Raw genomic sequence first — 13,233 nt, forward strand, 5'->3', positions numbered from 1 at the left:
AGAACCATTATTCTTTGCCTTCAATAATTTTTTCAGCGATTGATTTCGGAACAGCTTCGTAGTGTGAGAACTGCATGGTTGAAATCCCGCGGCCCTGCGTTTTACTTCTCAGTGAAGTGGCATAACCGAACATTTCAGCCAGCGGTACAACACCTGTGATCTGCTGTGTGCCGTTCTGACGGGCTTCCATCCCTTCAACACGGCCGCGTCTTGAGTTGATATCCCCCATGACGTCGCCCATGTATTCTTCCGGACAGACAACCGTGAGTTTTTCCATCGGTTCCATCAGAACTGGTGCAGCCTTGCGCATCCCGTTTTTGAACGCCATCGACCCAGCGACCTTAAAGGCCATTTCTGAGGAGTCGACTTCGTGGTAAGAACCGTCGTAGACAGTTGCTTTAACGTCAATAACCGGATAGCCGGCGACAACACCGTTCTGCATCGCTTCTTTGATCCCCTGTTCGATCGGTCCGATGAATTCTTTCGGAATCGCACCACCGACAACTTTATTTTCGAAGACAAAACCTTCGCCGGCTTCCAACGGTTCCAAGGTGATCAAGCAATGACCGTACTGACCGCGGCCACCAGACTGACGAGCGAACTTGCCTTCAGCGTCAACCTTCTTGGTGATGGTTTCTTTGTAAGCAACCTGTGGTTTACCGATATTGGCTTCGACCTTGAATTCACGCAGCATACGGTCGATGATGATGTCCAGATGGAGTTCGCCCATCCCGGAAATGATCGTCTGACCAGTTTCTTCATCTGTGTGAGTTTTGAAGGTCGGATCTTCTTCGGCCAATTTCATCAGGGCAACGGTCATCTTTTCCTGACCCGCCTTGGTCTTCGGTTCAACAGCAACGGAAATAACCGGATCCGGGAATTCCATGCTTTCGAGGATAATCGGGTGATCCGGATCGCAGAGGGTATCCCCTGTACCGGTGTCTTTCAGACCAACCGCAGCGACGATATCGCCGGTATAAACTTCGGTTAATTCCTGACGGTGATTGGCGTGCATCAGAAGGATGCGGCCCAATCTTTCGCGTTTATCTTTTGATGAATTGTAGACGTAAGAGCCTGCTTCAGCTTTCCCAGAGTACACACGCATAAAGGCCAGTTTCCCGACGTACGGGTCAGTCATGATCTTAAATGCGAGTGCTGAGAATTTTTCATCATCAGATGCTTCACGCGTCGTTTCTTCGTCCGTATTCGGGTCAATCCCCTTAACAGCCGGAACGTCCAGTGGCGACGGCAGATAATCGACAATGGCGTCAACCAGCATCTGGACCCCTTTGTTCTTGTAAGAGGAGCCGCAGGTGACGGCAACGAGTTTCAATTCAACTGTCCCTTTACGGATTGCACGTTTAATTTCTTCTTCAGAAATTTCCTGACCATCCAGATATTTTTCCATTAAGTCGTCATCGACTTCGGCCAAGCCTTCGAGCATCTTGTCGCGATATTCTTCGGCCTTGTCCTTCATATCATCTGGAATGTCGGTGATTTCAATCTGTTCGCCCAATTCGTCTTTGTAGATTTCAGCCTTCATCTTGATCAAGTCAATGATCCCGATAAAGTCATGTTCAGCGCCGATCGGCAGCTGAATACAAATTGGGTTGGCGTTTAAACGGTCGACCAGGGTATCGACTGACATGTAGAAGTCAGCCCCGGTAACGTCCATTTTATTGATATAAACCAAACGCGGAACGTCGTATTCGTCAGCCTGGCGCCAAACCGTTTCTGACTGCGGTTCAACCCCTGCCTTGGCGTCGAAAACAGCAACGGCACCATCCAAGACTCTCAAAGAACGTTCAACTTCAACGGTAAAGTCGACGTGCCCCGGAGTATCGATGATGTTGATTCGATTCCCCTTCCAATGACAAGTCGTAGCCGCAGAAGTGATGGTGATCCCTCTTTCCTGTTCCTGCGCCATCCAGTCCATCTGGGAAGCCCCATCGTGGGTTTCGCCGATTTTATGGATTTTCCCGGAATAGTAAAGGATACGTTCTGTCGTCGTGGTTTTACCCGCATCGATGTGCGCCATGATGCCGATATTCCGCGTATTTTCCAAACTATATTCTCTAGCCACAATTTCTCCTTGTTCTGGTTATTTTGATCTAACCTAAAACGCTTACCATCTGAAGTGAGCAAAGGCTTTGTTGGCTTCTGCCATGGCGTGCATGGTTTCCTTGCGTTTGACAGCGCCGCCTGAATTGTTGCAGGCATCCATGATTTCGCCTGCGAGGCGTTCAACCATCGTACGTTCGGAACGCTGACGGGCAAAACCGACGAGCCATCTCAATGCCAACGCCTGTTTTCTGTCTGCGCGAATTTCTACTGGGACCTGATAGGTAGCCCCGCCAACACGTCTTGCTTTAACTTCCAATACCGGTGTGATATTGGCGATTGCTTCTTGAAATGCTTCAAGCGCATCTTTTCCTGTTTTTTCTGCTACCAGATCAAAGGCACCGTAAACGATACGCTGTGCGACACCTTTCTTACCGTCTAACATCACGTTGTTGATCAATTTCGTCACAATCGTGTTTTTGTAGATCGGATCCGGCAGTACTTTTCTCTTAGGAACTGGTCCTTTTCTAGGCACTTGCTTCCCTCCTTAACAATTTTGGATTTTCATCGGTACTCGACATCCAAATGTCGTCGTGCACTTAACTCGAATGCTTTCGAGTTAATGGCCAATCCACATCAAAAGATTCTATTCTTATGACGCGGCTCTGACTGCACTACTTATTTTTTAGGCTTTTTAGCCCCGTATTTGGATCGAGCTTGCTTGCGGTCTTCTACGCCAGCGGCATCGAGCGCGCCACGAATAATCTTATAACGAACCCCAGGTAAATCCTTAACACGGCCGCCCTTAACGAGAACAATCGAGTGTTCCTGCAGGTTGTGACCGATCCCTGGAATATAAGCCGTAACTTCCATGCCATTGACAAGTTTAACTCTGGCAATTTTACGAAGTGCTGAGTTCGGCTTTTTCGGTGTGGCTGTACGGACAGCGGTACACACGCCGCGTTTCTGCGGGTTGCTCTTCAAAGCCGGCGTCTTCGTTTTCAGAACTGCCGATTTTCTTCCTTGTTTAACAAGCTGATTAATGGTAGGCATTCAGTGCTGCACCTCCTCATTTAAATTTTTATTAAAACCGGCACATTCTTTGCTTAATAAAGAAGGTGCCGGAGATAACCATGCCTTGCTTGATCGTTTTTTCACTCATCCAAAAAGCCGATTACGGCTGCGGGTCTGTCGATTCCACAAGCTTTGCCGATTTCCACCTTGGTCCCAGCGACAATACAGCGCACCTGATTTTTTTCACAGGCTTCTCTGACCGTCTCGGCAATCGGTGCGTCGCAGTCCTCTGCGAGCACAACAAGGCGGATTTCGTCTTTCCGCATTTTTTTCATCGTTTGATTCAATCCGATGACCTTGGGTGAGCTTTTAAAAGTCTCTACATCTATTTTCATAGGATTCTCATTTGGCATTGATGCACACTCAAAAAAGCATGCGTGATTATTTTACCTTTCTGCTGATTCAGTGTCAAGGCTTTTTTTATCCGTTCAGCCGAGGATATCGCCGGAGCCGCCATCATTTGTATGGCTGTCGTCTGAATCGGTTTGACTGTCCGGCTGGTCGTCTGCTTCTGCGTCGTCATCGCTTAAGAAATCCATGTCGAACATATCGAAGGCTTTCGAAAGTTCGGCGTTCTTTTCAATGCTGTCGTCGATGGATTTCCGTTCTTCTTCGACACGTTTTGCGAGGATGTTTTCATCGTCGATGACCACGTCCAAGCCTTCGGTTTCCCCTTCGGCGATGTCGTCAATCAAATCGTCGTCATCTGCCAAATCGGCTGATGCGTCGATTTCGTCGTCGAGCACATTTTCATCGTATTCCAGGCCGACGTTTTCGTATTCGCGAATCCCGGTCCCGGCCGGAATCAGCTGACCGATGATGACATTTTCCTTTAGGCCCATCAACGGGTCGATCTTTCCTTTCACCGCCGCATCGGTCAGGACGCGGGTTGTTTCCTGGAAGGAAGCTGCCGACAGGAAGGAATCCGTCGCCAACGCTGCCTTTGTGATTCCGAGCAGGTCTCGGGAATAGGTACACGGTTCGAGGCCGTGATCCAAAGCCTTGTTGTTGGCTTCGCGGGCGTCGAAAATATCGACGACGGTGCCGGTGATCAGGTCCGTGTCCCCTGAATCTTCGATCTTGACCTTTCTCAGCATCTGACGAATGATGACTTCGATATGCTTATCCGAGATGTGAACCCCCTGCAGTCGGTAAACCTTCTGCACTTCTGTCAAGAGGTAAGCCTGAACGGCCTCGACCCCTTGTATACGCAGGATGTCATTGGGGTTGATGGACCCTTCTGTTAATGGCTGTCCCGCTTCGACGGAATCGCCGGTCGCAACTTTCAGTCTGGCCCCGTAAGGAATGACGTAGCTCTTCGAATTGCCATCCGGTGCCGACACGATCGCTTCGACGCGTTTGCCTTCCTGTATATCGACAACCCCGGCAATTTCGGTGACAATGGCCTGGCCTTTCGGTCTTCTGGCTTCGAACAATTCTTCGACACGCGGGAGCCCCTGGGTGATATCGTCCCCAGATGCAACCCCGCCGGCGTGGAAGGTTCTCATGGTCAGCTGAGTCCCTGGTTCGCCGATAGACTGTGCGGCGATGGTCCCGACGGCTTCGCCGATATTGACCGGCTTCCAAGTCGTCAGGTCAACCCCATAGCACTTGCGGCAGACGCCGTGTTTTGCTTCGCAGTTGAAGACCGCGCGGATACTAACGGATTCGATGCCGAGTTCGTCGATCTTGTCCGCCATTTCCCGAGTGATGACGTCGTCCTTGGCCACCAGCACTTCGCCGGTATTGGGATCGACAATATCTTCGTGTGCGTAGCGCCCGGCAATACGTTCGCCGAGACTTTCGATAACTTCGTTGTTTTCTTTCAGCGCGTGGACTTCGTAGCCGTGTTCGGTGCCGCAGTCTTCTTCGCGGACGATCACGTCCTGAGAGACGTCAACGAGACGGCGGGTCAGGTAACCGGAGTCGGCCGTTCTCAGAGCGGTGTCGGTCAAGCCCTTTCTGGCCCCGTGGGAACTGGAGAAGAATTCCAAAATGTTGAGCCCTTCACGGAAGTTGGAGCGGATCGGCAATTCAACGATGTCCCCGTCGGTTTTCGCCATCAAGCCGCGCATCCCGGCGAGCTGACGGATCTGGTTGTCAGAACCACGGGCCCCGGAATCGGCCATCATGTGGATTGGATTCAAGCGGCCCAGATTATCGAGCAGGGAGCGGGTAACTTCGTCCGTCGCTGCATTCCAGATATCGCGGATATTGTTGTGGCGTTCATCCCAAGAGATCAGCCCCATTTCGTAATTGGCCTGGTTTTCGTCGATCTTTTCGTCGGCAGCGGCCAATATTTCTTCTTTGTTCCCCGGCACCTGCATGTCGGCGACGCCGACGGTAATTCCGGACAAGGTCGAATGCTTGTAGCCGAGTCGTTTGATTTCGTCGAGCATTTCAGAAGTGATGGTTGGTCCGTGTTTTCTGAAGCACTTGTCGACAATCTTGCTCAAGACGCCTTTTTTGACGACCTGATCGATTTCAAGTTTGAAGTAAGTTTCCGGTTTATCCGGATCTCTTTCGACAAAGCCCAAATCCTGTGGAATGACTTGGTTGTAGATAAAACGGCCGACGGTTGATTCGATGAATCCGACGTGATCGACGCCGTTAATGGTACGGTGTTCCCGAACCTTGACCCGCTTGTGCAGGCCGACGGCGTGGTTGGCCAATGCCATTTCCATTTCTGCCTCGTCGCAGAAGACCGGCATTTCATCGGAGATGACCGGTTCATAGTCCGCCGGAGCGAAGCTGCCGTGTGCAGCTTCTTCTTCGTCGTTCATTTCCAGCGTAATGTAGTAGGCGCCGAGGATCATATCCTGCGTCGGCACGACAACCGGCGTCCCATCCTGAGGTTTGAGGATGTTGTTGCAGGCCATCATCAGGAAACGCGCTTCAGCCTGTGCTTCAACGGACAGCGGCACGTGAATGGCCATCTGGTCGCCGTCGAAGTCGGCGTTGTACGGGGTGCAGGCCAGCGGATGCAATTTCATCGCACGGCCTTCAACGAGAACCGGTTCAAAGGCCTGAATCCCGAGGCGGTGCAATGTCGGTGCGCGGTTGAGCAGAACCGGGTGTTCGTGAATGACATCTTCGAGCACGTCCCAGACGATCGGATCCATCTTTTCGACGGTCTTCTTCGCGTTTTTAATGTTCTGGCTGATGCCGCGGTCCACCAATTCGTGCATGACGAAAGGCTTGAACAATTCGATGGCCATTTCCTTCGGCAGACCGCACTGGTACATTTTCAGTTCCGGACCGACGACGATAACCGAACGGCCAGAGTAGTCGACACGTTTGCCAAGGAGGTTCTGACGGAAACGCCCTTGTTTCCCTTTGAGCATATCGCTCAAGGATTTGTACGGACGGTTGCCCGGGCCTGTGATTGCACGGCCTCGGCGGCCGTTGTCAATTAAGGCATCAACGGCTTCCTGGAGCATGCGCTTTTCGTTCTGAATGATGATGTCCGGCGCGTCGAGTTCCAGGAGTTTCTTTAAACGGTTGTTTCTATTGATAACTCTGCGGTACAAATCGTTCAAGTCGGAGGTGGCGAACCGGCCGCCGTCCAGCTGAACCATCGGGCGCAGTTCCGGCGGAATGACCGGGATGCAGTCGAGAATCATCCATTCCGGTTTGTTGTTGGACGATTTAAACGCTTCGACCGCTTCAAGATGGCGCGCCACCTTGATGCGTTTCTGGCCGGTGGCGGTTTTCAGTTCTTCCTTGAGCACCGCTTCGTCCTGGTCCAAGTCGACCATCTGCAGCAATTCTTTGATGGCTTCTGCGCCGATGCTGGCTCTGAAGCTTCTGCCGTACTGCTGTCTGGCTTCGCGGTATTCTGTGTCCGAGAGCAGCTGTTTGTAAGCCAGCGGCGAATCGCCCGGATCGGTGACAATATACGACGCGAAATAAATGACGCGTTCCAATTCTTTCGGCGACATTTCGAGGATCAGACCCATCCGGCTCGGAATCCCCTTGAAATACCAGATGTGCGAAACCGGAGAAGCCAGCTCGATGTGGCCCATGCGTTCGCGGCGAACCTTCGCCCGGGTGACTTCGACCCCGCAGTTTTCGCAGACGATGCCTTTGTGGCGGATCCGCTTGTATTTGCCGCAGTTACATTCCCAGTCCTTGGTCGGCCCGAAAATCTTTTCGCAGAACAGGCCGTCCTTTTCCGGTTTTAATGTACGATAGTTGATCGTTTCAGGTTTTTTGACTTCACCGCGGGACCACTGGCGGATCTTTTCCGGTGATGCCAGACTGATCTGGATCGATTCAAATTTTAAATCCTGTGGATTGATCATCTTTTACTCCTCATTATCGTTCAAATCCGCATCAATATCCTGGCCGTTGATAATGCCGAACATATCTTCGTCGGAATAATCATCTTCCGTCGCCATCTGATCGTCGGAAGCCCCGGACAAATCGTCGAACAGCGACTGTGCGGCTTCTTCTTCGTCCTGATCTTCCGCTTCTTCAGCCTCGTGATGTTCGTGCGGTTTCTTCTGATCGAATTCGCCGTTATCGTAAGCTTCCTGAGCCAGGTCGATATCCAGCACGTCGAGGTGTTCGCCGTCGTCGGTATTGACGGTGACGTCGAGGGCCAGCGCCTGGAGTTCCTTGATCAAAACCTTGAAGGCTTCAGGCAGGCCCGGTTCCGGAATATTTTCGCCCTTGACAATGGCTTCGTAAGCCTTCACACGGCCGACGACGTCATCGGATTTAATGGTTTGAATTTCGCGGAGGGTGTGCGCTGCGCCGTAAGCTTCGAGGGCCCAGACTTCCATTTCGCCGAAACGCTGTCCGCCGAACTGCGCCTTCCCACCGAGCGGCTGCTGGGTGACCAAAGAGTACGGGCCGGTTGAACGGGCGTGCATCTTGTCGTCGACCAGGTGGTGCAGCTTCAGATAATACATGACCCCAACGGTGACGCGGCCGTCAAAGGGCTCGCCGGTTCGACCGTCGTAAAGCTGAACCTTGCCGTCTTCCGGCAGGCCGGCTTCGACCAAAAGGTCACGGATGTCATTTTCATTGGCCGCATCGAAGACCGGTGTCGCGATGTGCAGGCCGAGGGAGCGCAGCGCCATCCCGAGATGGACTTCGAGCACCTGCCCGATGTTCATACGGGACGGCACGCCCAACGGGTTCAAGCAGATATCCAGCGGCGTCCCGTCTGGCAGGAACGGCATATCTTCCTGCGGCAGAATGCGGGAAATGACCCCTTTGTTCCCGTGGCGCCCGGCCATTTTATCCCCGACGGAAATTTTGCGCTTCGTCGCGATATATACGCGGACCATCGTGTTGACGCCCGGTTTTAAATCTTCGTCTTTATTGGCTCTCGAGAAGACCTTGACGTCGACGACAATCCCCTGTTCGCCGTGAGGCACTTTCAAAGAAGTGTCGCGGATTTCTCTGGCCTTTTCGCCAAAGATCGCGCGCAGCAGTTTTTCTTCCGGCGACAGATCGGTTTCGCCCTTGGGCGTGACCTTCCCAACCAGAATGTCTTCGGACTTGACTTCTGCACCGATGTAAATGATCCCGTTTTCGTCGAGTTTCTTCAGGGCGTCTTCCCCGACGTTCGGAATGTCGCGGGTGATTTCTTCAGGCCCCAACTTCGTTTCGCGGGCTTCGCATTCAAATTCAGCGATGTGAATCGAGGTGTAGCGGTCTTCCTTCAGAAGGTTTTCGTTGAGCAGGACCGCATCTTCATAGTTGTAGCCTTCCCAGGTCATGAAGCCGATCAGGGCGTTGCGGCCAAGGGCCAGTTCGCCTTGTTCGGTGGCCATCCCGTCGGAGATGATTTCCCCAGCGTCGACGTGCTGATTGTGGTAAACCAGCGGGCGCTGATTCATGCAGTTGCCCTGGTTGGTTCTTTCGTATTTCTGCAGGTGGTAGACATCCATGCCTTCGCCTTCGTCCGGACGAATTCGAATGGTATCTGCCGAAACGTAAGCGACAGTTCCGGCGCGTCTGGCAATCTGGCAGTCGCCGGAGTCGTGGGCCGCTTTGGCTTCCATCCCGGTCCCAACCAGCGGCGCTTCCGGTTTGAGCAGTGGCACGGCCTGACGCTGCATGTTGGCCCCCATGAGGGCGCGGTTGGCATCGTCGTTTTCGAGGAATGGAATCAGCGCAGCCGCGACTGAGACAACCTGTTTTGGCGAGACGTCCATGAAGTCGACTTCGTCGCGGTGGATGGTCGTAAAGTCACGGTTCTTGCCGACACGGCCGGTAACCTGGCTGTTAACGAATCGGTTGTTTTCGTCCAAAGGTTCGTTGGCCTGAGCGATCGCGTATTCCCCTTCTTCGTCGGCGGCTAAATAGACGACTTCGTCCGTGGCCACACCGTCAACAACGCGGCGGTACGGTGATTCGATAAAGCCGTATTCGTTGATGCGGGCGTAAATGGCCAAGGAGCCGATCAGCCCGATATTCGGACCTTCAGGCGTTTCAATCGGGCACATTCTGCCGTAATGGGAGTCGTGAACGTCTCGCACTTCAAAGCCGGCGCGTTCTCTGGACAAACCGCCCGGCCCCAATGCCGACAGACGGCGCTTGTGGGTCAATTCTGACAGCGGGTTGTTTTGGTCCATGAACTGAGACAGCTGAGAGGAACCGAAGAATTCCTTCAGGGCTGCGTTGATCGGGCGAGTGTTGATGAGGCTCTGCGGCGTCAGGATTTCATCGTCCTGAACGCTCATGCGTTCGCGCACCACCCGTTCCATTCTGGACAAGCCAATTCTGAACTGGTTCTGGAGCAATTCCCCGACAGAACGCAGGCGGCGGTTGCCCAAGTGGTCAATGTCGTCGGTTTCGCCGATGCCGTATTCCAGGCCCATGAAATAAGAAACCGTCGCGTACAAATCGGAGTGAAGCAGATGTTTTGGAATCAGTTCACGGTGGCGGCGCTTGATTTCGTCGTGTTTTTCTTCGTCGGAAAGGGCTTCGTCGTTCATGATTTCGTCGAGCACCGGTTTGTAGACGAATTCGTTGATGCCGAGATCGGACACGTCGAAAGGCAGATCCTGTTCGGTCAAATCGACAAAGTCGTTGCCGATGACGTTGAACGGCGCTTCTTCGCCGTCAATGGTGATGGCGACGCGAACGGTGTTGATGCCGGCGTTCTGGATTGCCCAGGCCGTTGCCTTGTCGAATTTCTGGCCCTTTTCGATCAGGATTTCGCCGGTTTCTTCGTCAATGACGTCGTCAAAAGCGACCTGACCGATCAGACGGGACGCCAGTGCCAATTTTTTGTTGTACTTGTAGCGGCCGACCTTTGCCAAATCGTAACGGCGGTCGTCGAAGAACATCGACGTCAGCAGTGATTCCGCCGAATCGACTGTTGGCGGTTCACCCGGGCGCAGACGGCGGTAAATTTCCAGAAGACCGCTGACGCGGTTGTTAACTTCGCTGGCAGCGTCCTTCTTCATGGTTTCAATCAAGCGCGGATCTTCCCCGAAGATGCCGATGATGTCGCTGTCGTCGCCCAGGCCGAAGGCTCTGAGCATCAGCGTCAGGGAAATCTTACGGGTCCGGTCGATCTTGACCCAGAGTAAATTGTTGGCGTCGGATTCGTATTCGAGCCAGGCGCCGCGGTTCGGAATGATCTGGGACTGATACAGCGGGATACGGTTTTTCTTGTCCATTTCGGAGGTGAAGTACGCTCCCGGCGAGCGGACCAGCTGGCTGACGATGACACGTTCGGCCCCGTTGACGATAAACGTGCCGGTCGGCGTCATTTTGTGAAGATCGGCCAGATAAACCTTCTGTTCCTTGACTTCGTTCTTTTCTTTATTGATCAGGCGCACGCGGACTTTGAGCGGCTGATAATAAGTTTGATCTCTTTCCTTACATTCTTCGATTGAACACTTCGTTTTGTCTTCCAGATCGTAATCGACAAATTGAAGCACGAGATTGCCGGTGTAGTCCGTGATTTCGCGCATATCGTCGAAAACTTCCTGCAAGCCCTTTTCCAGGAACCATTTGTAGGAATCCAGCTGAACCTCCAGCAGATTCGGCATCTCGAGAACTTCTTCAATTTTCGAGAAACTTTGTCTGATACGAAGTCCAGATCGAACAGGATGTACTTGTACCATTAGCGTTTGTCTCCTTCGAATCCAATAAAAACACACTCAGACAGCAAAAAAGAAAAGGTATCGATGAAATTTCCGACCTTTGATCAGTCAGAAAAACGAATCCGGAAAATAAAAAATTCCTTCAAACCGCCTTTGATCAGCGGTTTCACGCCCATCCATGCCTTTTTGCATTGACAATTTATAAAGTTTTTTTGAAGAAATACAAAAATTTTTTAAAAAAATAATGATAAATTTTTGTACTTGAGTTCAATTGAGCATGTTATCACGCCGTTTTAAGATTGTCAAGTCTTCGGATTGACAATTTCTTTTATTTTTTTTATAATGCATTTTACAAAGCAAATAAAGCCGTACGGCTCATTTTTTCTCTATATTTTTATTTTTTCGCCGTTCGGCTTAATTTTTGATTAATGGGGGAATTTTTTATGAAAATCAATGACACCTCTGAATTTGGTGCCGCCCTGCGCAACCGCAGAAAACAGCTGCATTACACCCAGGCTTTTCTTTCTGAATTTACCGGCTTCAGCATCAGTTTCATTTCCGATCTCGAGCGAGGCAAACCCACAGCCGAACTCGGCAAAGCCCTTTACCTGGCCAATCTGCTCGGGCTCGACACGACGCTCAACGCCAGAGGCACCAACGCTTGAGTGTTTTAGACGTCGCCATTGAAATCTGCGGGCAGCCCGTGCTGGTCGGCACGCTGTCAGGCACTTCCGCTGCGCCGCCCCAGTTTCAATACGCTTCCGATTATCTGTCCCGGGAAAACGCACGGCCCATTTCCCTGCATCTGCCCCTTCAGAGCGATCCATTTTCGCCGGAAACCACCAAGAATTATTTCGAAGGGCTGCTGCCCGAGGGCTTTACCCGCCGCTCCGTCGCCGCTTGGATGCACATCGACGCCGACGATTACCTCACCCTGCTCAAAATGCTGGGGCGGGAATGTCTCGGCGCCATCACCATCAGCGATCCGTCCGAGCCGGCGATTTCGCCCGACTACGAGCCGCTGTCCATGTCCCAGGTGCACGATCTCGCCAACGAGGGCGTGACGGTCTCCGCCGCGCTCGTCACCAAGGCCCATTTGTCGCTGACCGGCGCCTCGGGCAAGGTCGGCCTTTACCACAGCCCCGACACCGGGGCATGGTTTTTGCCCAGAGGCACTGCGCCGAGCACTCACATCGTCAAGCAGAGCCACGTCCGTCTCGACAACATCGTCACCAACGAACAGCTGATGCTGACGACGGCCGAGCGTCTCGGTATCCCCGTGCCCCAGAGTTTTATCGTCAACGTCGGCAGCGGCCGGGACCAGGACGTGCTCCTCGCCACGCGCCGCTACGACAGAACCTTCTCCCGCTCGACGCCAACCCTTAACGGCATGCCCATGCCCCAGCGCCTTCACCAGGAGGATTTCGCCCAAGCCCTTGGGATCTCCTCGGAACATAAATACGAAGGGCCGGACGACCATTACCTGCCGCGGATGTTTGAGCTTCTGCGCCGTTATTCAGCCAATCCTATTGTCGACCAGTTAAAGCTGTGGGACTTAGTCATTTTCAATTTCCTGATCGGCAACACCGACAACCACTTGAAAAATTTTTCTCTGCTCTACGATGAAAATCTAGCCGCGATCCGCCTGGCCCCGGCATACGATTTGATCTCGACCTCCATTTACCCGAGTTCCACACGCAGCATGGCCTTTAAAATCGGCGATCATCTGTCCCTCGACGACATCACGCCGGCGGATTTTGCCTGCGCCGCCAAAGCCTGCGGTCTCGGCGCCAAAATCGCCGCGCAGCATCTGCACCGCCTCAGCCAATCCTTTGTTCCGGCCCTGCAGGCCGCCACCGCGTCACTGGTCGATCAAGGCTTTGTCAACGCTAAACGTCTCGCCGACCGAGTCCTCAAAACCGGCGGCTGGGAACAATTTGCCTGAAGTAATAAAAAGACACAAAAAAACGAGGCTCTGCGTTTTTCTCAGAGCCTCGTTTGCGTTTCAACGCCAAGTCCAAAATGG

8 protein-coding genes are annotated in these 13,233 nt (G+C 52.6%); 2 read left to right on the forward strand and 6 right to left on the reverse strand.

Annotation, left to right across the window (positions count from 1 at the left end):
- Positions 1-7: 7 nt before the first annotated feature.
- From fusA to rpoB, 6 genes are all read right to left on the reverse strand, one after another.
- Positions 8-2,083 (reverse strand): elongation factor G, encoded by a 2,076-nt coding sequence (gene fusA, locus FYJ52_RS02105; RefSeq protein ID WP_328598746.1) that lies wholly within the window; start codon positions 2,081-2,083, stop codon positions 8-10.
- A gap of 42 nt (positions 2,084-2,125) precedes the next feature.
- Positions 2,126-2,596, reverse strand: coding sequence for a 30S ribosomal protein S7 (gene rpsG / locus FYJ52_RS02110; protein ID WP_295362313.1), 471 nt, complete (start codon positions 2,594-2,596; stop codon positions 2,126-2,128).
- Between the two features lie 143 nt (positions 2,597-2,739).
- Positions 2,740-3,114, reverse strand: a complete 375-nt coding sequence (rpsL, locus tag FYJ52_RS02115; RefSeq protein ID WP_154575611.1) for a 30S ribosomal protein S12 — start codon at positions 3,112-3,114, stop codon at positions 2,740-2,742.
- A 101-nt stretch (positions 3,115-3,215) separates the two neighbouring features.
- Entirely contained in the window at positions 3,216-3,470 is a 255-nt protein-coding gene (locus FYJ52_RS02120) for a L7Ae/L30e/S12e/Gadd45 family ribosomal protein (protein ID WP_205960732.1), read from the reverse strand.
- Between the two features lie 93 nt (positions 3,471-3,563).
- On the reverse strand, positions 3,564-7,439 hold the full coding sequence (gene rpoC, locus FYJ52_RS02125; RefSeq protein WP_154575613.1) for a DNA-directed RNA polymerase subunit beta': 3,876 nt from the start codon (positions 7,437-7,439) through the stop codon (positions 3,564-3,566).
- A 3-nt stretch (positions 7,440-7,442) separates the two neighbouring features.
- Positions 7,443-11,228 carry a DNA-directed RNA polymerase subunit beta gene (gene rpoB / locus FYJ52_RS02130; RefSeq protein WP_154575614.1) on the reverse strand — a complete coding sequence of 1,262 codons (3,786 nt, stop codon included), beginning with the start codon at positions 11,226-11,228 and terminating at the stop codon, positions 7,443-7,445.
- A 422-nt stretch (positions 11,229-11,650) separates the two neighbouring features.
- Here rpoB and FYJ52_RS02135 point away from each other — a divergent pair, with 422 nt between their 5' ends.
- A complete protein-coding gene (locus FYJ52_RS02135; RefSeq protein ID WP_154575615.1) occupies positions 11,651-11,872 on the forward strand; it encodes a helix-turn-helix domain-containing protein in 222 nt (73 codons plus the stop codon).
- The gene (locus FYJ52_RS02140; protein ID WP_154575616.1) at positions 11,869-13,152 is read left to right on the forward strand and encodes a type II toxin-antitoxin system HipA family toxin; all 1,284 of its coding nucleotides are present in this window, start codon (positions 11,869-11,871) and stop codon (positions 13,150-13,152) included. The genes FYJ52_RS02135 and FYJ52_RS02140 overlap by 4 nt, the downstream gene beginning before the upstream one ends.
- Positions 13,153-13,233 lie beyond the last annotated feature (81 nt).

The organism is Pseudoramibacter porci (genome assembly GCF_009696145.1).
Taxonomy (GTDB): Bacteria; Bacillota; Clostridia; order Eubacteriales; family Eubacteriaceae; genus Pseudoramibacter; species Pseudoramibacter porci.